Here is a 24,832-nt window from a genome sequence, read left to right on the forward strand (position 1 = left end):
CGGCGTTTTCTGGCTGGCAACTGGCTAAACCGACCTTTGTAGGCGCGGCCGTTGGTTAATTTTTCACCGCCCTGGCTCGTCTGAATGCGAAACGCCGCACGCATTCACCCGCTCCGAGGACCACTCATGAACGCAAAAGCCTGGCTCTACCGGCCAGCCCAGATCACCTGCCTGCTGCTGGTCAGCGCCTACGCCCACGCGGCCAAGCCAGGTGATGTATTCCAGGACTGCAAGGACTGCCCAGAGATGGTGGTACTGCCCGCCGGCAGCTACGTGATGGGCGCACCCGATGACGAAGCCGGCCGCCAGCCCGACGAAGGCCCGCTGCACACCGTGACCTTCGCCAAGCCCTTCGCGATGAGCCGCTACCAGGTTACCGCCGGCGAGCTGGACGCCTACATCAAGGCCACCGGCACCGTCATCAAGAGCGGCGACGACCGCCCCGGCCGCTGGTGCGAAGCCAGCAAGCCCACCTACAAACAAACGGCCCGCCAACCTGCGGTGTGCGTCGACTATGACGAAGTCCAGGCCTACACCGTGTGGCTGGCAAAAAAAACCGGCAAGCCTTACCGCATGGTCAGCGAGGCTGAACGTGAATACGCCGCCCGCGGTGGTTCTACCGGCCCGTTCCCCTTCCCGTTCGACGAGCCGGGCAAGTACGAGATCAGCAAGCACGCCAACACCTACGGCCCCCGTGACGGCTACACCTTCACCGCCCCCGTGGGCAGCTACCCGGCCAATGCCTTCGGCATGTACGACATGCACGGCAACGTCTACGAGTGGGTCGCCGACTGCTACCACGAAAGCTACGAAGGCGCCCCCAGCGACGGCAGCGCCTGGATCCAGGACCCCAAGTGCATCCGCGCGCACATGCGCGGCAACGACTGGGGCGAGCCACCGATCTTCTCGCGCTCGGCCAACCGTAACGACCGCCTCAAGACCACCCGTGGCGACTTCCTCGGCTTTCGCGTAGCCCGCGAACTCTGAACGTTGTGACGCGGTTAACAGCACCTGCGGAAAAACAGTCAATAAGAATCGTTCCGGTTTTTCACAGGTGCTGCGTCACATACAGCACATAGAAAAAAACCCCTCTGCCAACGAGAACGCAACAGATGTCCATGCCATTGCCCAGTGCGCTCAACCCGCTTGCCAAAGCCTTACTGATTCGTCATTCCCTTCGCCCCCAGCGTGCGCTGTCACGCATTGGCCTGGGCCTGGCGCTGTCCTCTGCGCTGGTTGCACAGGTGCAGGCACAGGAATGGACCCTGGATATTCCGGCGCAGTCGATGAACTCGGCGCTGCAGGCGCTGGCCAAGCAGACGGATACTCAACTGCTGTACAGCCCACAAGATATCAGTGGGCTGCGTTCTTCGGCACTGAAGGGGCGCCATGACCTGGCGTCATCGCTGCGCATCCTGTTGCAAGGGACGGGGTTGAGGTACCAGATTGATGGCAACTCGGCGACGGTGACAGCGAGTTCGGCCGCAAAGGAAGGCCAGGTCGAGCTTTCGGCGACCAACGTCAATAGCGTGGGCCTCGGCGCTACTACCGAAGGCACCGGTTCGTACACCACAGGTATCACCAGTACAGCCACGAAGATGAACCTGTCGCTTCGTGAAACGCCTCAATCGGTCACCGTGATGACGCGTCAACGCATGGATGATCAACACCTCAGCGCCATCACCGATGTGCTCAAAGAGACCCCAGGGATCACCATGTCCCAGGATGGCGGGGAGCGCTTCAACATCTACTCTCGCGGGAGTGCCATCGATACCTACCAGTTCGACGGCGTCAATACCAGCCAGGAAAACCAGACGCGCAACATGCCCAGCACGCTGCTGGACATGGCCTTGTATGACCGGGTCGAGATCGTCCGTGGCGCCACGGGCCTGATGACCGGTGCCGGCGAGCCTGGCGGCGTGATCAACTTGATCCGCAAGAAGCCGACCCGCGAGTTCAAATCCTATGTCAAGGGCAGTGTTGGATCCTGGGATAACTACCGCAGCGAAGTCGATGTCTCCGGCCCACTGACAGAAACAGGTAACGTCCGAGGGCGCATGGTTGCGGCCAAGCAAGACAACCACACGTTCATGGACTGGTATGACCAGAAGCGGGAAATCCTCTACGGCGTCGTCGAAGCCGACCTGACCGACACGACCCTCGTGCGTTTTGGTGTCGACTACCAGAAGTACAAATCGACGGGCGCGCCGGGTGTCCCACTGCTGTTCACCAATGGCAAGCAAACCGATTTCTCGCGATCCACCAGCTCCGGCGCTCGGTGGATGTACGATGATTTCGAGACCATGAACTACACGGCGACCTTGGAGCAGCAGTTGGTCAACGACTGGAAGCTCAGGGTGGTGGCCAATTACATGGACGTCGATCGCGATGCTGACCTGGGCTGGTACCGCAGCACGTCCGGGGTCACGTACTTGAACGAGGAAACCGGCGCTGCAAGCGCCGAACGGGCAAAGATTTCCGCCGATCAAACCCAGAAGGGCTTGGACGTCAACCTCGCCGGCACTTACGAGCTGTTCGGCCGTTCCCACGACTTGGTCGTGGGGTACAACTATTCCGAATATGAAAACGACCACCACTCGCAGACCGGTGGTATCGCCACGTTCAATTTCTACACCTGGGATAACTACCTGGCCCGCGACGGCTACCGGCCCTCTCTGATTTTCAACATCAAGACACGACAAAGCGGTTACTTCGTGGCCAACCGTTTCAACATTACCGATGACCTGCACCTGCTGCTGGGTGCACGGGTTTCGCAATACACTTACGACTCCGACCTGACCTCGCTGATTGCCAACACCAACACGGTCAGCAAGATGCGTGAAACCGGCCAGGTAACCCCCTATGCCGGTGTGGTCTACGACCTGACCCCTGAACAGTCTGTCTATGTCAGCTATACCGACATTTTCAAGCCGCAGACGTCGATGGACAAAGACGGCAAGGTACTCGAGCCTGTGGTCGGCAAGAACTACGAATTGGGTTGGAAAGGCGAGTTCTTCGATGGCCGCCTGAATACCAGCGCCGCCGTGTTCATGGTAGAGCGGGACAACTTCGCCGAAATTGATCCGGGCCAACTCACACCGACCAATGGCCAGGCGTATCGGGCCGTAGACGGCGCGAAAACCAAGGGCTTCGAGTTTGAAATCGCGGGTGAGATCGCGCCTGGCTGGAATGTCCAAACCGGCTACAGCCATGCCCGTACCGAGAACGCCGACGGCGACCGTCTGACGACCCAATTGCCCATGGACACGTTCCGCCTGTGGAGCACTTATCGCCTCCAGGGCAACTGGGACAAGCTGACCGTAGGCGGGGGCGTCAACTGGGATTCCAGCAAAGCGTTGACGTTCACCAACTTCAACAATGCCAAGGTCAAGGATGACGACTATGCCGTGGCCAGCCTGATGGCGCGTTACCAGGTCACCGACCACTTGGCGGCAACGCTGAATGTGAACAACCTGTTCGACGAAAAGTACTACTCCGGCATGGCCGGCAGTTATGGTCACTATGGTGCACCGCGTAATGCCACGCTCGACCTGCGCTACGACTTCTGATGGCGTTCATCTAGCCAGGCGGGTCTAGCCGGCCACGGTCCACACGACAGGCCTGTTGATAACGGCGCTTCCCTAACCGGAGCGCCGTTTTTTCATGCCCAGCCTTTGCGAAGGCGAGCGCCATTTACGCCTGCATACAAAAAGGGGCTATCCCGTACGGATAGCCCCTCTTGGTACTTCTACAAGGCCGTTGTTACGCGACCGTATCCACCTCCCTCAACTTAGCCACCAGGCTCTCGATCACCTCTGCATGCTTGAGGATGTCATAGTGGCCAGCTAAGACAGCGTTGCTTTCAGCATAGGCATGGGTCCAGGCAGGGCTCACGCTGCCGCCTGCCCACCAGCACGATGCCAATGCCTGGGTGGCCGGAAGCGGCTCGACCCCTTGCGACAACACCTTCAGCCGCATGGCAACGATGAATGTATGAGCCAATTCAGCGCGGCCGACTTCGGCAAACGCTGACTGCCCACCCTGCATTGCGCAGACTTCGTCGATCACCTGCTCCAGCATTGCAGTTGCAGTACCGGCTGGCACTGAGCCAATAGCCAGTTGTTCCTTGGGTACGCCCAACACGACACCCAGGAAGCCGCGTAGGTCATCGCTCCAGTCACCTTGCACGTCACTTGGTTCGGCCCCCGGCATGAAGCTGTCGACCAGCCCGAGCAACGATACCTGCTGGCCCTGGCTTTCCAGTTCCTGGGCCACCAGCACGGCCAGCGTCCCCCCCAACGACCAACCCAGCAGGCGGTAAGGCCCTTCGGGTTGCTTCTGGCGGATGTACTGGGCGTAATCGATGGCCATCGACTGAAGCGAATCGTCCACCCAGTCACGGTCGAGCAGCATTCGGCATTGCACACCGTATACGCTGCAGCGCCCCTCCAGGCGTCGGGCCAGTGGTTCATAATCGAACACCGTACCAAAGCCCGCGTGCAGGCAGAACAGGGGGGCCACATCGGGCACCCGGCTGTTGAGCAGCAACAAGGGATCGAGGCTTTCATCAGCGGCGGCATAGCCACTGAGTTCACCGATGGTCGGTTTAGCCATGACGTCCCGCAGTTTCAGCTCTATCGGAATATCATCGCTGGCGCGGACCTTCGACAACATCTTGAGCACCCGCAGCGAGTCACCGCCAAGCTCGAAGAAGTTGTCGTCCACACCCACACTTTGCACGCCCAGCACCTCTTGCCAGATGTTCACCAAGGCCTGCTCCACGGCATTGCGCGGTGCAATCCGCTGCCGCTGTGCTGCAAACTCAGGGGCAGGCAATGCATTGCGATCGATTTTGCCATTAGGTGTGAGCGGCAGCGTCGGCAACAGCACCAACTGCGCAGGCACCATGTAGTCAGGCAGCTCGGCGCGCAGAGCCTCACGCAGCTGCATCGCATCGGTTGCGGCCGTACCGGTGACCACATACCCGACCAGCTGTTTGCCGGCAGCGCCCTCACGCGCCACGACTACGGCATCCCTGACATCGGCCAGGTTACGCAAGCGCGCTTCGATCTCGCCCGGTTCGATACGGAAGCCGCGCACCTTCAGCTGGCTGTCCAGGCGCCCAATGAAATCGATCACCCCGTCGGCACGGCGGCGCACGCGGTCCCCCGTCCGATACAGGCGCGAACCTTCGGCGAAGGGGTCGGCCACGAAACGCTCGGCCGTCAGGGCACTGCGCTGGTGGTAACCCCGCGCCACACCCTCGCCCCCGATGTACAACTCACCCGCGACACCCTCTGGCAGCGGGTTGAGGTCATCATCGAGTACATGCAACGTGCGCTGGCCGACCCGATCACCGATCGGCGCATACACCGCCGCGCAACGCTGCTGTGCCGATACCTTCCACAGCATCGGCGTCACTACCGTTTCTGTAGGCCCATAACCATTGGTCAAGTACTGAGGTTGCAAGGTGCGCTTGACCAATTCGAACAAGGCATCGGGTACCGCATCCCCGCCGAAGCAATAGATGCGTACCGCAGGTGGCGCCTCTGGCTGACTCTCGGCGAACTCGGCCAACTGCTGCAGGTAGGCTGGCGGGAAGCACGCAATATCGATGCTTTGTGCCTGCAGCACCTGCCAGGTTTCTTCCGCGGTCCACAAGCGGTTCTCGCGAACCACCAGGCAACCACCGGAGGACAGGGTGGAAAGCCACCGTTCCTGGGCTCCGTCGAAGGCAAACGACATGAACAACAACTCGCGCGTGGCCTCGTCCATTTCATACAACTGGGCGATGGCCTGGCAGTGCATGCGGATTTGCCCATGGCTTACCGCCACACCTTTCGGCTTGCCGGTAGAGCCAGAGGTGTAGATCAGGTAAGCGAGGTTGTCTTCCTGTACCTGAAGCTGAGGTGCAGTCGACGGCAACTGCGACAGCGACAACTGGTCCAGAGCCACCACGTGTTGTACGTCGCCCAAACGCTCACGCAGGCTGCTGCTGGTCAGCAGCAGGTGCATGTGCGAATCCTCCACGATCCACTGCAGACGTTCCTGCGGGTAGTCAATGTCCAGTGGTACATAGGCCGCGCCGGTTTTCATCACTGCCAGGAAGGCCACGATCGTCTCGACCGAACGCTCCAGCGCAACCCCCACCGTCGCTTCAGGCTGCGCGCCCAGGCCGATCAAATGGTGCGCAAGGCGGTTGGCGCGTTCGTCCAGTTGCGCATACGTCAGTTGCTGCCCAGCACAGATGACAGCCACAGCTTGCGGCCTGGCTACCGCGTGTTGGGCAATGCGCTCAGCCAGCAACGGCAGGCCCTGTTGCTTAGGTTGCAGTTGGTTGCGCTCGCATGCCTTGAGCGACTGCATCGGCGTGAGCATGTCCAGGCTGCCTATCGCTGCGTTCGGGTTATCCAGTATGCCGGTGAGCAAGCGCTCAAAGCTGCCCCGGATCATGTCCGTTGCCGCATGAGTCAAGCGGTTTCGCAGGTACAGGAACTCGACGGACAAGGTCTCGCCCAGGTGCACGGCGAGGTCCATGGCATAGTTGGTCACGTCACGGCTACTGACTTCACCGAACCGCAGCGTGCCAGCCCCTTCCTCGCGCAGACGCTCATCGACTGGATAGTTCTCGAAGACCACGATGCTGTCGAACAGCGGTTGCCCCGCGCGCCCTGCCCAACGCTGGACGTCAGACAAGGCAGCATGTTCATGGTCTCGCAGTTCCAGGTTGTAGGCCTGAAGCTGACGTACCCACTCACCGACAACGTGATGAGGTTGTGCTGACTGCACCACTGGCAAGGTATTGATGAACAGCCCGAGCATCTCATCGGCGCCGGCCAAACCTGCTGGCCGCCCAGCTACCGTGGCCCCGAAGCACACCGTGGATTGACCGGTATAGCGCTGCAAGAGCAACAGCCAAGTGGCCTGAATCAAGGTGTTCGGGGTGACGCGCAGACGCTGTGCCTGTTCGCGTAAACGGGAAGTCTGCTGGCGGTCCCATTTCAGATACAGGGCATCATGGCCAACCTGCTTGGCATCAGGCTGTGGCGCTATGCTGCCCGCCAGCAGCGTCGGGCTTTCCAGCCCTTGCAACTTACTGCTCCAGAACGTCTCGAGCGCGCTTTGCGGCTGCTCGCCCAGCCAACGGATGTAGTCAGCGAAGCGGCCGAGCGGCGCCTTGGCAGCATGACCGTGGTAATGCTGCAGCACCTCGCCCAGCAGGCGTGAGTTGCTCCAGCCATCCATCAGGATGTGATGGCGTGTCCAGATCAGGTGCAAGCGTGCGTCTTCGAGCTTGACCAATGTCAACCTCATCAGCGGTGCAGCCATCAGGTCAAAGCCTTCTGCCGCCTCCCTTGCAGCCAGGTCTTGCAATGCCTGAGCGGTATCATCACGGCCGCGCCAGTCAAGCACTTGCACAGGCAGGGTGGCGTGGCGATGGACCACTTGCAGCGGCTGGTCTGCTTTGGCAGACAACCAGAAGCCGGTACGCAGGATGTCATGGCGCGCAATCACATGGTTCCAGGCCGCGATGAAACGCTCGACTTCAAGGCCTTCGACTTCTACTGCGGTCTGGTTGATGTAGAGCGCGGCTTCCGAGCCCTGCAGCGTGTGGAAGAGCATGCCCTGCTGCATCGGGGATAGCGGGTAGAGATCGGCAATGTCCGCAGCTGCAACCGGCAAGCTGTCCAGCTGAGCCTGGGTAAGGCCCGCCAATGGGAAGTCCGATGGTGTGACACCACGATGGGACGGTTCGCAGCAGTGGGCCACCAACGCTCTCAACTCATCGGCATACGCGTCCGCCAGCTGCTTGAGTGTCGCCTCGTCGAACCGCTCGCGGCTGAAACTCCAGCTCACCTTCAATTCGCCGCCATACACCTGGCTGTTCACTGTCAGCAAGCTGGGCAATGGCGCGTCTGCGTCCTGGTTAGCACCCGCGTACTCCTTGGCAGGCACGAACAGGCTCGACTCGCCGTCAAAGCTACCGTCGAACTGCCCCAGGTAGTTGAACACGATTTCCCCCTGGGGCAGCGCCGCGAGCACATCACGCGCGTTGTCCCCGCCCAGGTATCGCAGCAGACCATACCCGACCCCTTTATTGGGTACTGCGCGCAATTGCTCCTTGATGGCCTTGATCGAGTCGGCCAGGCCAGCGTGAGGGCGCAAGGTGATCGGATACATGCTGGTAAACCAGCCTACCGTGCGGCTCAGGTCGATGCCATCGAACAGGTCTTCCCGACCATGGCCTTCCAGGCGCACCAACACTTCCGGGCGCCCCGTCCAACGGCCCACTACCCTGGCCAACGCAGTCAACAGCAAGTCGTTGATCTGTGTGCGATAGGCCACCGGGGCTTGCTGAAGCAGTTGCCGCGTGGTCTCGCGGTCCAATTTGGTGCTGACCGACGCCGCATGTTTGAGCAGGTTTTCGCCTTGCGGGTAGTCACACGGCAGCGCGTCATTGGCGCCCTGCAGTTGTGTTTGCCAGAAGCCCAGCTCGGCCTGCAACTCAGGGCTGGTGGCATGACGCTGTACATGCTCCGCCCAGACTTTGAACGCGCAGGTCTTGGCCGGCAAGCGCAGCGCATTACCGGCCCGCAGTGCTTGGTATGCCTGTTGCAAATCCTCCAACAGCACCCGCCACGACACACCATCCACAACCAGGTGGTGGATCACCAGCAGCACGCGTTGGCTGCCATCGGCGAGGTTAGCCAGCACCGCCCGCAACAGCGGGCCCTGCTCCAGGCTCAAGCTGCGCTGGGCTTCTTCGACAAGAGGCTGAAGGTCGTCTGCATTGACGGCTGAGCGCGTCCACAGTTGATGGGGTAGCGCTTCGCGGAACTCGGCTTGCCAGGCGCCCCCCTTCGACTCGAAGCGCAAGCGCAGTACATCATGGTGCTCGACCAGTGCGAGCAAAGCTGCGTCCAGTGTATCCGAGTCCAGTCGTTCACTCGGTGTCAGCAGTACCGACTGGTTCCAGTGGTGTCGTTGAGGAATATCCGCCTCGAAGAACCAGTGCTGAATCGGTATCAGCGGCGTGACGCCGGTTACCGGCCCTTGATCGATGACAGCACTCGCCGCGCGGCGGGCCACGGCTGCCAGGCCTTGAACTGTTTGAGCCTGGAACAATTCCTTGGGTGTGAACTGGATGTTTTGCAGGCGTGCGCGACTGACCACCTGCAGCGACACGATAGAGTCGCCCCCCAACTCGAAGAAGTTGTCACTCAAGCCGACGCGTTCCAACCTGAGTACATCTGCCCAGATCGCCGCGATCTGCTGCTCCATTTCGGTCTGGGGTTCGATGTATTCGCCTTGCAGCAGGCTGGCATCCGGTTGCGGCAGGGCTTTGCGGTCCAGCTTGCCGTTCGGTGTTACCGGCAGCTTGCCCAGCAGCAGCAGGTGCGCGGGCACCATGTAATCCGGCAGCCCGGCCTTGAGGGCCTCACGCAGGCTGTCGCGCAACTCTACCTCGTCTTGCGTGCTGTCGGCCGGTACCACATAGCCCACCAACTGTTTGCCGCTCGGCCCGTCCTGGGCCAGCACCACCGCTTCCTGCACCGCTGGCAATTCCAGCAGGCGCGCTTCGATTTCACCCAGTTCAATCCGCAACCCGCGGATTTTCACCTGGTGGTCGAGACGCCCGGCGTAGTCGATCACGCCGTCGGCGTTGTAACGCGCCAGGTCACCGGTGCGGTACAGGCGCCCGCCGTTGTCGCTGAACGGGTCCGGCACAAAGCGCTCGGCCGTCAGCGCCGGGCGCTGGTGATAACCACGTGCCAAACCTACGCCGCCCAGGTACAGCTCGCCGGCGCTGCCGCGTACTGCAGGTTGCAAGCTGCCTTCGAGGATGTGGGTCTTGAGGTTGTCGATCGGCTGGCCGATTGGCACGCTGATGCTTTCGTCCGCGCGGCAGGTCCAGTGGGTGACGTCGATGGCCGCTTCGGTCGGGCCGTACAGGTTGTACAGGCCGGCCCCTGGCAGGCGCTGCAGGGTCTGGCGCGCGAGCTCGGCCGGCAGTGCCTCGCCACTGCACACCACGCGCTTGAGGCTGCGGCAGCTTTCCACCGCTTCGTGGATCATGAACGCCTGCAGCATCGACGGCACGAAGTGCAGCGTGCTGATGGCGTACTGGTTGATGGTGTCGACCAGCAGCTGCGGGTCGCGATGGGCACCCGGCTGGGCCATGACCAGGCGCGCGCCGGTCATCAGTGGCCAGAAGAACTCCCATACCGACACGTCAAAACTGAACGGGGTTTTCTGCAGCACGCTGTCACTGGCGTCCAGGCCGTAGGCCTTCTGCATCCACCACAGGCGGTTGACCAGTGCCTGATGGCTGTTGCCGGCGCCTTTCGGGCGGCCGGTGGAGCCGGAGGTGTAGATCACGTAGGCGAGGTTCAGCGGGGCTACGTCGATACCAGGATTGGCATCGCTGTATCCATCGAGGTTTTCGCTGTCCAGGTCAAGGCTGCGCAGGCCAGCCGGGATCGGCAAGGCATCACGCAGGTGCGACTGGGTCAGCAGCAAAGCGATGCCGCTGTCCTCGAACATATAACTCAGGCGGTCCTGCGGGTACTCCGGGTCCAGCGGCACATAGGCGCCACCGGCTTTGACGATACCCAGCAAGCCGATGACCATCTCCAGGCTGCGCTCCATGGCGATGCCCACCAGCACATCTGGGCCCACGCCCAGTTCACGCAGCTTGTGCGCCAGCTGGTTGGCTTTGCCGTTGAGTTCGGCGTAGCTCAGGGTCTGCTCACCAAACACCAACGCCGGGGCGTCCGGAGTGGCGAACACCTGGGCTTCGATGAGTGAGTGAATGCTGCGCTCATTCGGGTACACCGCGACGGTATCGTTCCAGCCTTCGACCATCAACTGCCGTTCTTGCAGGCTCAGCATCGGCAGCTCGCCGACTGCTGCATCCGCATCCGCGACCAGTGCCTGCAGCAAATCCGCAAAGTTGGCCGCCAGGCGGCCAATGGTCTCGTCGCTCCACTGCGTACGGTCGTGGTTGTAGTGCATCGCCAGGCTGCTACCCAGCTCAACCACCAGGGTCAGTGGGTAGTTGGTTTGCTCCTGCACGGCCACGTTGCCAAAGCGCAAGCGGCCGGGCGCGCCTTGTTGCAGCGCCTCGGACACCGGGTAGTTCTCGAACACCAGAATGCTGTCGAACAGCGCGTCACCGCCCTGCCCGGCCCAGCGCTGCACATCGTACAGCGGGGTGTGCTCGAACTCGCGCAACGCCAGGTTGCAGCCTTGAACCTGGGCGATCCACTCGGCCACGGTCTGCTCGGCACGGGGCGCGCCAATCACCGGCAGGGTGTTGATGAACAAGCCGATCTGCTCCTCAACGCCTGGCAAATCTGCCGGGCGGCCGGCCACGGTGGCGCCGAAGCAGACACTGGCCTGGCCGGTATAGCGCTGCAACAGCAGCAGCCAGGCCGATTGCACCAGGGTGTTGACGGTGACGCGGTTAGCCCGGGCGAAGGCTTCGATGCGGGCGGTCTGCTCGGTATCGAGGGCCAGGCGATGATCACCGTAGCCGCTGCCCGCATCGCCTGCGCAACCGGCAATGGCCTGGGCCAGGCGCGTCGGCTCGTCGAGCGCGGCCAGCTGGGCCTGCCAGAAGGCTTGGGCAACTGCCGTATCCTGACGTTGCAGCCAGGCGATGTAATCCCGATAGTGCGTGGCCTGGAACCCGGTCGTCGGGCCAGCATAACGCTGCAGGACTTCGCCCAGCAGGCGCGAGGTGCTCCAGCCATCCATCAAAATATGGTGGTTGGTATAGATCAGGTGGTAACGGTCATCGTCGATACGGACCAGCACCAGGCGCAGCAGCGCCGGCTCATCAAGCGCAAAACCACGCTGACGCTCGTCTTCGGCCAATGCTTGCAGCGCCGCTTCGAGCGCTGGTGCTCCACGCCAGTCGTGCTCACTGAACGGCAGCGTCACCTGCTTTCGGACCACCTGCATCGCCTGGTCCAGGTCCCCTTCCCAGACAAACCCGGTGCGCAGAATGTCGTGCGCATCCAACGCCGCCTGCCAGGCCTGCTTGAAGCGCAGTACCTCCAGCCCCTCGACATCGACCCGCAACTGGTTGATGTAGTTACCGGCCTGTTGGTCGTAGAGCGTGTGGAACAGCATGCCCTGCTGCATCGGCGACAACGGATAGACATCGGCGATCGAAGCCGCCGCCACGGGCAAGTGGTCCAGTTGTACCTGGCTCAAACGTGCCAGCGGGAAGTCCGACGGGGTGAACCCGCGATGCCCGGGTACGCAGCAATGGGCAATCAACGCCTTGAGCTCTTCAGCGTACTCGTCGGCCAGGCGCTGCACCGTCGACGCATCGAACAACGCGCTGCTGAAGGTCCAGCCAAGTTTGAGCTCACCGGCATACACCTGACCGTTGATTGCCAGCAGATTGCTCAGTGGCGCGGCTTGGTCATGGGGGTCACCGCTGTACTCTTTAGCGGGAACGAACAGGCCTGCCTCATCGCCGAAGCTGCCGTCGAACTGGCCCAAGTAGTTGAAGACAATTTCACCCTGTGGCAACTGCGCCAGTGCCTGACGCTGTTCATCACTCCCCAGGAAGCGCAGCACACCATAACCAATGCCTTTTTCAGGCACCGCGCGCAGTTGCTCTTTGATCGCTTTGACCGAATCGGCCATCCCAGCGCTCGGGGTCAATTTCACCGGATAAACACTGGTGAACCATCCAACGGTGCGGGTCAGATCGAGGTCATCGAACACATCCTCCCGTCCATGCCCTTCCAAACGAACTACTACGTCCGGCTGCCCTATCCAGCGGCTAAGCACCCGCGCCAGCGCGGTCAGCAACAAGTCGTTGATCTGCGTGCGATAGGCCGCTGGCGCATCCTGCAAGAGCTGACGGGTGCAGGTTTTATCCAGACGGGTCGTCACCGAGGCGGCATGCCTGACCAGGTTTTCGCCACCCGGGTGGTCCACAGGCAACGACGCGCCTCGTGCCGTTTGCAGGCTACCTTGCCAATAGCTGACCTCATGCTCCAGCTCGACGCTGCTGGCATAGGCCTGCAAGCGTTGGGCCCAGGCCTGGAACGAACTGGTCTTGGCCGGCAAGCTCGGCGCTTGACCGGAACCCAGCGAGGCATAGGCCTGTTGCAAATCTTCCAGCAATACCCGCCATGAAACACCGTCCACGACCAGGTGGTGGATCACCAGCAGCAACCGCTGGCTACCATCAGGCAGCAACGCCAGCACCGCACGCATCAACGGCCCTTGTTCCAGGTCGAGGCTGCGTTGCGCCTCGTCGACAAGCCCGCGCAGCGCTTCGTCGTCGCGCAGCGTACGGGTCCACAACAACGCTGACGGCGCTGCTGTGCCGAAGCTGGCCGACCAATTGCCACCTGACGGTGCGAACTGCAAGCGCAGCGCATCGTGATGCGCAAGCAACGCGTGCAACGCCGCATTCAGTCGATCCGCTTCCAGCGCGGTATTCGGCGTGAGCAGCAACGACTGGTTCCAGTGATGGCGCTCGGGGATATCCGCATCGAAGAAGCGACGCTGAATCGGGGTCAGCTGCATGTCGCCCTCGACCAGGCCTTGGTCGATGCTCAAGCCTGCCGACAACCGGGCAACCGATGCCAGCCCTTGTACCGTCTGGTGCTCGAACAACTCCTTGGGCGTGAATTGAATGCCGGCCTGACGTGCCCGGCTGACCACTTGCAAGGAAATGATCGAGTCGCCGCCCAACTCGAAGAAGTTGTCGGCCAGCCCCACCTTGTCCAGTTTCAATACGTCCGCCCAGATCACTGCAATCGTACGCTGCAGGTCCGTTTGCGGTTCGAGGTAGGCCTGCTGTAACAGGCTGGCATCCGCGTGTGGCAGGGCTTTACGGTCCAGCTTGCCATTCGGTGACAGCGGCAGCTGATCCAGGAACAGCAAGTGTGCAGGCACCATGTATTCAGGCAGTGCGGCCTTGAGTTCGACCCGCAGGGCATCACGCAGCGTCGACTGAGTATCAGGACCGCCTTGCATCACCGATGGCTCGGTCGGCACCACATAACCCACCAACTGGTGTCCCTGCGGCCCTGGCTGAGCCAATACCACGGCTTGACGCACACCTGGTAATGCCTGCAGGCGCGCTTCGATTTCACCAAGTTCGATACGGAAACCGCGAATTTTCACCTGATGGTCAATACGCCCGACGTACTCGACAACCCCATCGATGCGGTAGCGCGCCAGGTCACCGGTGCGGTACAGGCGCTCACCCTCCGGGGCTCCAAACGGATCGGGGATGAACCGTTCTGCCGAGAGCTGGGCCTTGCGGTGATAACCGCGTGCCAGGGCTTTACCACCGATGTACAGCTCTCCACAGACGCCAACCGGCACCGGATTGAGGCCCGAGTCGAGAATATGGATCCGCGTATCAGGCAGCGCCTTGCCGATCTCGACGTCGCCCTGCCGAACGCTCAAACGCTCACTGTGAGTCGCATTGATCGTCGCCTCGACCGGGCCGTAACGGTTGTAGATTGCCACATGCGGCAAGCACTCCAGGGCCCTGTTGAGCAGGTCATGGGTGATGGCCTCGCCACCCGAGAACAAACGCTTCAGGCTATGGCAGTGGGCAACGTGCTCCGCGTCGAGGAAACTTTTGAGCATGGACGGAATGAAGTGCAGGGTCGTGACGCCATGGGCACGAATCAGATCGATCAGAAGCGCCGGGTCACGCTGATCACCCTGTCGTGCCAGCAGCACCTTGGCACCACAGGTCAATGGCCAGAGCAGCTCCCACACGGACACGTCAAAACTGAACGATGTTTTTTGCAGGACCACATCGTGCTCGTTGAGGCCATAGGCGTTCTGCATCCAGCGCAGGCGACCACAGAGTGCTTGCTGATCAACGCCTGCACCTTTCGGTTTGCCGGTCGAGCCAGAGGTGTAAATGACGTAGGCCAGGTTCTGCGCGACGCTGGTTTGCGTCAGATTCTCGCCCGGGTAACCTGCAAATTCATCGTGTTGGTCGACGACAACGCAGTGCATCCGTGCCGGCACCGGTACGTGCGCAACCGATGATGCCTGCGTCAGCAACAGCTGAATATCACTGTCCTCGAGCATATAGGCCAAGCGGTCCTGCGGGTAGTCCGGGTCCAGCGGCACATAGGCGCCGCCCGCCTTGAGCACAGCCAGCAACCCCACCACCATCTCCAGGCTGCGCGCCATGGCGATACCGACCAGCACATCAGGGCCTACACCCAGCTCACGCAACCGGCCTGCCAGTTGGTTAGCCCTGTGGTTCAGCTCGGCATAGCTCAACGACTGCGCCTCGAAAAGCACCGCCACGGCATCAGGCGTCCGTGCTACCTGCGCTTCGATCAACTGGCTGACACTCAGCTCATCGGTGCTGACGGCGGCCTGGTAGTTCCAGTCCGAGACCATCAGGCGAGCTGCTTGCGGATCCAGCAGAGGCAGGTCGCCCAGTGCCGTGGTGGCATTGTCGACGAGCGCCTCGAGCAGATTGGCGAAGTGGCTGGCGACCCCTTGGATCGCTTGCGTACTCCACAGCGTTCGATCATGGGTGTAGCGGACAGACAGCACATTGCCGAGCCCGATTGCCACGCTGAGGGGGTAGTTGGTCTGCTCTCGGTTAGCCACTTCCCCAAACTGCAAGCCGGCCGGCGCGCCTTGCTGGAGGGCTTCGGACACCGGATAGCTCTCGAACACCAGGAGGTTGTCGAACAGTGCCTCCCCGCCCAGGCCTGCCCAGCGCTGCACCTCGTACAACGGCGTGTGCTCGAACTCACGCAGGGCAAGGTTGCTCGCTTGCACTTGGCTGATCCACTCAGCCACCGTCTGCTCCACGCGAGGGGAACCGATCACAGGCAAGGTGTTGATGAACAAGCCGATCTGTTCCTCCACACCCGGCAGGTCAGCCGGTCGCCCTGCTACCGTAGCGCCGAAGCACACGGTCGATTGCCCCGTATAGCGGTGCAGAAGCAGCATCCACGCAGATTGCATCAGCGTATTGACCGTGACCCGGTTAGCCCGGGCGAACGCTTCGACACGTGCGGTCTGCTCGCGGTCGAAAACCTGGTGGAAGGCTGCGTGACCAGACGCCTGCTCACCCGGTGCCATGCGTATCGCATGCACCAGACGCGTCGGTTGTTCCAGCGCTGTCAATTGCTCCTTCCAGAAGGTTTCAGCGGCAACCGCATCCTGGCGCTGCAACCACGCGATGTATTCGCGGTAATGCGCGCTCTGGGTCGGCAGTGCCTGACCGGCATAGCGCTGCAGCACTTCCCCCAACAGACGCGACGTACTCCAGCCATCCATCAGGATGTGATGATGCGTGCATATCAGATGATGACGTTGCTCACCGGTACGCACCAACACCAGGCGCAACAAGGGGGCTGCATCCAGCACGAAGCCGCGTTGTCGCTCACGCTCGGCCAACGCGTCCAACGCTTGATCTGCCGTTGGCTGATTGCGCCAATCCTGTTCAGTGAACGGCAGCTCGACGTGCTTGCGTACGATCTGCACCGCGTGGTCCAGGTCTCCCTGCCAGACGAAACCGGTTCGCAGAATATCGTACGCCCCCAGCGCACCCTGCCAGGCATGCTTGAAGCGCTCCACGTCCAGCCCGTCCACGTCTACACGGAGCTGGTTGATGTAGTTGCCGGCCGACTGCTCGTACAGCGTATGGAACAACATGCCCTGCTGCATGGGTGCCAGCGGGTAGATATCGGCGATCTCGGCGGCGGGTACCGGCAGGCTGTCCAGTTCGGCCTGGCTCAAGCGGGCCAGCGGGAAATCCGAAGGCGTGACCCCGCGATTGGCCGCCTGGCAGCAGTGGGTGATCAGCGCCTTGAGTTCCTGGGCATACTCATCAGCCAAGCGCTGAATGGTCGACGCGTCGAACAGTTCCCGGCTGAAGGTCCACCCCATTTTCAGCTCGCCCGCATAGACCTGCCCGTTCAGTGCCAACAGGCTGCCCAAGGGCGCCTCTTCGCTTTGATTGGCCCCGCCATCCTCCTTGGCTGGCGTGAAGACGCTGTCTTGCTCCTGGAAACTGCCGTCGAATTGCCCCAGGTAGTTGAAGACAATTTCACCCTGCGGCAGGCTCTCCAGCACCTGCCGGCTGTCATCGCTGCCAAGATAGCGCAGCAGCCCGTATCCAATACCCTTGTTGGGGACTGCCCGCAGTTGCTCCTTGATGACCTTGATCGAGCTGTCGAGTTGCGCCTGAGCGGTCAAGGTCACCGGATAGATGCTGGTGAACCAACCCACGGTGCGCGTCAGGTCCAGGTCGTCGAACACGTCCTCACGGCCATGCCCTTCCAGGCGCACCAGTACGTTAGTCCGCCCGGTCCAACGGGACACCACACGCGCCAGCGCTGCGAGCAGCAGGTCATTGATCTGGGTGCGGTAGGCCATGGGCGCTTCATGCAAAAGCTTGCGCGTCCACTGTGCATCCAGATGGGTGCTTGCGTAGGCGGCGTGCCTGACCTGGTTACCGCCTTGCAGATGATCACGGGGCAAATCGTCGTCAGCATGCTGCAACTGTGCGTGCCAGTAGCTCAGCTCCTGAGCCAGATCGGCGCTTTTGCCGTACGCCTGCAGCCGTTCGGCCCAAGCCTTGTAGGCGCTGGTCTTGGCAGGCAATTCGACAGGCTGGCCGGCCGAGACTGACAGATAGGCCTGCTGCAGATCCTCAAGCAGTACGCGCCATGACACACCGTCAACGACCAGGTGATGGACCACCAACAGCAGCCGTTGGTCACCATCAGGCAACGTGCCCAGCAATACCCGCATCAAGGGGCCACCGAGCGTGAAACTGCGCTGCGCATCACTGGCCGCGCGCAAAAGCGCGTCCATGTCGCTGAACGAGCGATGCCACAGTACGTCCTGGGCTTCGACATCGTTGAACGTGCCTTGCCAACTTCCGCCTGCCTGATCAAAACCCAGGCGCAGCGCGTCGTGGTGCTGCAGCACGTGTTGCAGTGCGGCACCCAGATGCTGCGGGTCGATGCTTACGCTGGGTGCCAGCAGTACCGACTGGTTCCAGTGCTCAGGCTGGGGCATCGCCTGATCGAAGAACCAGTGCTGAACAGGTGTCAGCGGCGAGGTGCCGGTGACTGCGCCTTGGTCGATGACAACGTTATCGGCACACCGCGCAACCGATGCCAAGCCTTGTACGGTCTGGAATTGGAACAATTGCTTGGGCGTGAACTGGATGCCTGCCTGGCGCGCACGGCTGACCACCTGCAAGGAAATGATCGAGTCGCCACCCAGCTCGAAGAAGTTATCGGTCAGCCCGACCTTTTTCAGTTTCAACACCCCCGCCCAGACCGCAGCAATACTGCGTTCCAGTTCGGTACGAGGCTCAAGGTACTGGGCTTGGAACACGCTGGTATCGGGCTGTGGAAGCGCCTTGCGATCCAGCTTGCCATTGGGCGTCAGCGGCAACGCGTTGAGGAACACAAGCTGCGCCGGGACCATGTACTCCGGCAGGCTTTGCTTGAGCTGGCCACGCAACGCATCACGCAGTGCTGACTGCTGCTCGAGTGTGTCCATCACGGCATCATCGGCCGGTACCACATAGCCCACCAATTGCTTGCCACTTGGGCCATCCTGAGCCAACAGGACCGCTTCATGGACAGCCTCCTGGGCCTGCAGCCGCGCCTCGATCTCACCCAGCTCGATACGGAAGCCACGAATCTTCACCTGGTGATCGATGCGACCGGCATACTCGATCAGCCCGTTTTCCTGGTAGCGGGCGAGGTCGCCGGTACGGTACATCCTGCCGCCGCCCTGCTCATCGAACGGGTCGGGAATGAAGCGTTCGGCTGTCAGGCCTGGGCGGCCGAGATAACCCCGTGCCAACCCCGCACCGGCCATGTACAGCTCGCCGTTTACACCTACCGGTACCGGCATTACCGCTTCACTCAGCAGATAAACCGCACTGTTGGCGATCGGCCGGCCAATGTTGGCTTTGCCATTGGCGCAACGCAGGGTAAAGGTGGAGTAGGTCGTGTCCTCGGAAGGGCCGTACAGGTCATAAACCTGTTGCACATGCCCGGTCGCGTACAAGTCGTCGACCAGCGACTGCTTCAGCGCTTCCCCGGCAAGGTTGATGGTGCGAACGGTTGCCGGCAAGGCATCGGTCTCAAGCAGCATCTTGATTGCCGAAGGTACGGTGTTGACCAGGCGTACGCGGTCTTTGGCCGCCAGGTGTGGCAGCTCCAGCGCGTTGGCAGCAAGCACCGCGTAGCCTCCGGCCGACAGCGTGACGAACAGCTCCCACACCGACAGGTCGAAACAGATCGAGGTCGAGGCCAGCACACCGCACAGGTCCTCTTGGCTGTAAACCGTCAGTGCCCAACCAATCAGCGCCGTTACGTTGCGGTGCTCGATCAGAACACCCTTGGGTTTGCCTGTGGACCCAGAGGTATAGATGCTGTAGGCCAAATTGCCCGGTTCGGTCAGGCAGACCGGATCGGTTACCGGGTATGCCTGCAGCGACAACTGATCCAGCAACAAAGTCCTGGCATGGAACTCCTCAGGCATGCGCGCAAGCAGGTGCGACTGGGACAACAGCAAAACCGACTGGCTGTCCTCGAGCATGTACTCGATACGGTCCTGCGGGTATTCAGGATCGAGCGGCACATAGGCGCCACCCGCCTTGAGTATCGCCAGTAGGCCAACCACCATTTCAGGGCTGCGCTCCATAGCGATGCCCACCAGCACATCCGGGCCTACCCCCTGCTCACGAAGCCTGTGCGCCAACTGGTTGGCCCGTTCGTTCAGTGTTGCATAACTCAACACCTGTTCGCCAAACAACAAAGCCGGGGCGTCGGGTGACACACGCACCTGAGCTTCGAACAATTGGTGCATGGCTTTATCGGCAGGGTAATCCGCTTGCGTGCTGTTCCAGTCGCTGATGACGCGTTGCTGCTCTTGCGGACTCAGCATCGACAAGCCTGCAACAGGCTGGTGCGGCTGCCCTGCGATGCTGACGAGCACGTTGACCCAATGCCCTGCCATGCGCTCGATGGTGGCCGCGTCGAACAGATCGGTCGCATACGTCAACGCCGCGCTGATACCCGCTTCGTGCTCGAACGTGTCCAGTGCCAGGTCGAACTTGGCCACATGGCTTTGCGCCGCCAACTCCTCCATCAGCAGGCCTGGCAGGTTGCGCCCTTCGCTTTTTTTGGTCTCGGTCTGGTGGTTGTACATCACCTGGAACAACGGGCTGTGGCTGAGGCTGCGCTCCGGCTGCAAAGCTTCGACCAGTTGTTCGAAAGGCAAATCCTGATGCGCCTGCGCGCCCAAAGCACGTTGCCTGACTTGCTCCAGCAGCTCGGTAAAGGTGATGCCCAGGTCGAACTCGGCACGCAGCACCTGGGTATTGACGAAGAAGCCCGCCAGGCGCTCCGTCTCGGCACGGTTGCGGTTGGCGATCGGAACGCCCACGCGGATATCCGCCTGCCCTGAGTAGCGGTGCAGCAGCGTTTGAAAGCTGGCGAGCAACAGCATGAACGGTGTCACGCCCTGCTGCTGCGCCAATTGCTTGAGCGAACCGACCAGTTCCCCGTCCAAAGGGATTTCCAACCGTGCGCCCTGTTGGCTGTGGACCGCCGGGCGAGGACGATCGGTCGGCAACTCCAGCACCGGTTGCTCATCACCCAACTGTGCTTTCCAGTAGGTAAGTTGCCGGTCTTGTTCACCCGCCTGCATCCAGGCCCGCTGCCAAATGGCGTAGTCGGCGTACTGGATCGGCAACGCCGGCAACTGCACGTCGCGGCCTTGGCTGAACCCTTCATAAAGCTTGACCAGGTCTTGCACCATCACCGGCAAGGACCACCCGTCAGCCACGATGTGGTGCAACGTCAGTGTGAGCACGTGCTCTTGCGCCCCCAACTGCAACAGCCTGGCCCGCATCAGTGGCCCATGTTCCAGGTCGAAGGGCAGCTGGGCCTCAGCTTCAAGGCAGGCACGAACAGAAGGCGCAGTGGCCTCGACAGGCTCCACGACCAGCGCGAACGGCATGTGCGGATGAAGGACCTGTACCGCCTGTTCACCTTCCAGCCGGAAGGTGGTACGCAGCGTTTCGTGGCGGGCGATCAACGACTCGAAACTGCGCTGCAAAGCGCTGATGTCCAGTGCACCGGTGAACTTCAAGGCAGCAGGAATGTTATAGGCAGAACTTTGCGGCTCCAGCTGCCAAAGGAACCATTGCCTTTGCTGAGCAAAGGAAAGCGGTATCGGGTCGACATCGCCACGGCTCTGCGGGATCGGTAACTGCGCAAGGCTCATGCCCTTCGATGCGAGCTTTTCAAGAAAGAGCTTGCGCTGCGGCAGGGGCAGGCCAATGAAGCGTTTTACCAGTTCCAAATTTCTGTTATCCGTTTGCATCTCAAACTGCCTCAAGCTCGCTCATGAAGTCCTGGAGGTCGTCCAGGTCTGCATCGGTATTGGAATTCAAGCCACTGATCATGGCTGCGTATGCCTGTAGGTTTTGGGCCTGGAACAGCAAGGCGAGCGGCAAGTTGATGCCCAGCTCAACCTGCAGGCGAGCCATCACCTGGGTCGCCAGCAAGGAGTGGCCACCCAGTTCAAAGAAGTTGTCGTAAAGGCCCACCTTGTCCAGCTTCAGCACATCGGCCCAGACCGCTGCGATCCGTTGCTCCAATGCACTTTGTGGCGCCGTGAACTGGCCCTGCAGCAGGCTGGCATCCGGTTGCGGCAGCGCCTTGCGGTCCAGCTTGCCGTTGCCGGTCAGCGGCAAGCTGGCGAGGAACAGCACCTGAGTCGGCACCATGTATTCCGGCAGGCTTGCCTTGAGCGCTTCGCGCAGGGAAGCCCGCAGCACAACCTGGCCTTCGAGGCTGTCCAGGACCGCGCTGTCGACAGGTACCACATACCCCACCAACTGTTTGCCATGCGGGCCATCCTGGGCAACCACCACCCCCTGGCGCACTGCGCCCTGCTCCTGAAGGCGTGCATCGATCTCACCCAACTCGATACGGAAACCACGAATCTTCACCTGGTGATCGATGCGCCCCAGGTACTCGATCACGCCATCACCGCCATAGCGGGCCAAGTCTCCCGAGCGGTACAGGCGGCCACCGTGGCTATCGAATGGGTTCGGTACGAAACGCTCTGCAGTCAACGCCGGGCGACCGTGATAGCCACGTGCCAGGCCCTCCTGGCCAATCATCAGCTCACCCTGGCTACCGGGCACGATCGTGTTCAAGGCGCCGTCCAGCAGGTACCAACTCAGGTCAGGAATCACCTCGCCAATCGGGCTGCTGCCAACCTGCTTGAGGTCGTCCCGACGGATTGGCCGATAGGTCACATGCACCGTGGTCTCGGTGATGCCATACATGTTGATCAGGCGCGGCTGGTGGTCACCGAAAACGTCGAACCAGGGCTTGAGGCTGCTCACATCCAACGCCTCACCGCCAAACACCACATGCCGCAGTGCCAGCTGGTTGCCAGCCTGCGCTGCGTTGCAGGCCAGCGGGATCAGTTGCTGAAACGCCGAGGGCGTCTGGTTCAGGACTGTGACCTGCTCGCTGACCAACAACGCATGGAAATCTTGCGGTGAACGCGCCACATCCCTCGGCACAATGACCGCCTTGCCGCCATACAGCAGCGCGCCGTACAGCTCCCACACTGAAAAGTCGAACGCGTAGGAGTGGAATACCGTCCATACGTCGCTGGCATCGAACCGGAACCAGTCCTGGGTCGCCGCGAACAAGCGCACCACGTTATGGTGCGCCAGCAGCGCACCCTTGGGTTTGCCCGTGGAACCCGAGGTGTAGATCACATACGCCAGGTTCTGCGGTGATACCACGCGATCCAGGTTCGCCTCGCTGTAGTCGGCCAGCGCCCTATCGTCCAGGTTCACGGTCTGCATGCCTGGCGTAATCGGCAAGGCATCGCGCACGTGGCTTTGGGTCACCAACAAGCCGATGCCACTGTCCTCGAACAGGTAGGCAAGGCGATCCTGGGGGTATTCCGGGTCCAGCGGCACATAAGCGCCGCCCGCCTTGAGGATGCCGAGCAGGCCGACGACCATGTCCAGGCTGCGCTCCACGGCAAGCCCCACCAGTACGTCGGGCCCGACACCCAGTTCGCACAGTTTGTGCGCCAAGCGGTTGGCGCGGCGGTTCAATTCGCCGTAGCTCAGTGCCTGGCCGGCAAAACTCAAGGCGGGTGAATTCGGCGACAACGCGACCTGGGCTTCGATCAACTGATGAAGCGTGTGCTCGCTGGGGAATTTCGCCGGGTTGCGGTTCCAGTCCTGAATGATTCGGGCCTGCTCCTGTTCTGCCAGCAGAGGCAGATCGGCAACGCGCTGCTGTGGTTCGTGAACAATCCCCTGCAGCAAGTTCAGCCAGTGCCGGGCCATGTGTTCGATAGTCTTAGCCTCGAACAGGTCAGTGGCATAGGTCAGCGCAGCACTGATGCCTTGCTCATGCTCGAAGGTGTCCAAGGTCAGGTCGAACTTGGCCGTGTGGCTGTCCCAGGCCAGTTCTTCCATTTCCAGCCCCTGCAGACGGCGGCGCTCGCCTTTGGCCTGGGTCTGGTGGTTGTACATCACCTGGAACAAAGGGCTGTAACTGAGGTTGCGCTCGGTCTGCAGGGCCTCCACCAGTTGCTCGAACGGCAGGTCCTGGTGCGCCTGAGCACCCAGCACACGTTGCTTGACCTGTTGCAGCAGCGCAGTGAAGGTCATCTGCAGGTCGAATTCTGCGCGCAGCACTTGAGTGTTGACGAAGAAGCCGATCAGCCGCTCGGTCTCGACCCGATTACGGTTGGCGACGGGCACACCGACACGGATATCGCACTGCCCGCTGTAGCGGTGCAGCAATACCTGGAAGCTGGCCAGCAACACCATGAAGGGCGTCGCGCCCTGTTGCTGGGCCAACTGCTTCAGCGCGCCAGCCAGCGTGTTGTCGATTGACACAGTAACGCGGGCGCCGTGGTAGCTGCTGGTCGTGGGCCGCGGCCGGTCGGTGGGCAGCGCCAGCACGGGCTGTTCGTCACCCAGCTGTTCGGTCCAGTAGGCGAGCTGTCGCGCCTGCTCGCCGGCCTCCATCCAGTTTCGCTGCCAGATGGCGTAGTCGGCGTACTGCACCGGCAGCACAGGCAGCTCCACCGCCTGCCCTTGGCTGTAGCCTTGGTAGAGCTGCACCAGTTCATTGATCATCAGCGGCATCGACCAGCCGTCAGATACGATGTGGTGCAGGGTCAGCACCAGCACCTGTTCGCCCGGCATCAGCCCCAGCAACTTCACCCGCAACAGCGGGCCCGTTTGCAGGTCGAAGGGCAGATGGGCTTCGCGCTCGACGTGACGACGCACGCTGGCGTCATCGGCCTGCTCCAGCTGTTCGAACATCAATTCGAAGGGGGTGTGCGCATGGACCACTTGTATGGCCTGCTCGCCTTCCAGGCGGAAGGTGGTGCGCAATGTCTCGTGACGGGCGATCAACGCCTCGAAGCTGCGCTGCAGGGCAGCAGTGTCCAACTGCCCTTTGAAGCGCAAGACGGACGAGAGGTTGTACGCGGTACTCACCTCCCCCAGTTGTGACAGTATCCACAGCCGCTGCTGGGCATAGGACAGCAGTACCGGCTCTTCTGGATCCCTCGGGAAGATCGGCGTGACCCCATACAGGTTGACGCCTTGTTTCTTGAGCAAGGCTGCCAACGCCTTACGTTTTTGGGTGGACAACGATACGACCGTATCGAGCAGCTCTTGCACAGGGAATCTCCTAAGAAATCAGCTCTTCAATTTCCTCCGTAGGTAGACGATTGAGCACTGGCAAGGATTTAGATGGAAATTCGCGCCGCT

General features: G+C 61.5%; 4 protein-coding genes. 2 read left to right on the forward strand and 2 right to left on the reverse strand.

All coding sequences use genetic code 11. The features are described 5' to 3' along the window. Window positions 1–126 precede the first annotated feature (126 nt). The gene (locus OO306_RS09660; RefSeq protein WP_172960382.1) at window positions 127–987 is read left to right on the forward strand and encodes a formylglycine-generating enzyme family protein; all 861 of its coding nucleotides are present in this window, start codon (window positions 127–129) and stop codon (window positions 985–987) included. A 125-nt stretch (window positions 988–1,112) separates the two neighbouring features. After that, window positions 1,113–3,569, forward strand: coding sequence for a TonB-dependent receptor (locus OO306_RS09665; protein ID WP_238217037.1), 2,457 nt, complete (start codon window positions 1,113–1,115; stop codon window positions 3,567–3,569). A gap of 193 nt (window positions 3,570–3,762) precedes the next feature. Here the strand turns inward: OO306_RS09665 and OO306_RS09670 are convergent, their stop codons facing one another. Both OO306_RS09670 and OO306_RS09675 read right to left on the reverse strand, forming a co-directional pair. After that, window positions 3,763–21,366 carry a non-ribosomal peptide synthase/polyketide synthase gene (locus tag OO306_RS09670; protein WP_265968497.1) on the reverse strand — a complete coding sequence of 5,868 codons (17,604 nt, stop codon included), beginning with the start codon at window positions 21,364–21,366 and terminating at the stop codon, window positions 3,763–3,765. 22 nt (window positions 21,367–21,388) lie between these two features. Beyond that, window positions 21,389–24,742, reverse strand: a complete 3,354-nt coding sequence (locus tag OO306_RS09675; protein ID WP_323055826.1) for an amino acid adenylation domain-containing protein — start codon at window positions 24,740–24,742, stop codon at window positions 21,389–21,391. Between the last annotated feature and the right edge of the window lie 90 nt (window positions 24,743–24,832).

The sequence above is a fragment of the Pseudomonas sp. DCB_AW genome, assembly GCF_026240895.1.
GTDB classification, from domain to species: Bacteria; Pseudomonadota; Gammaproteobacteria; order Pseudomonadales; family Pseudomonadaceae; genus Aquipseudomonas; species Aquipseudomonas kermanshahensis.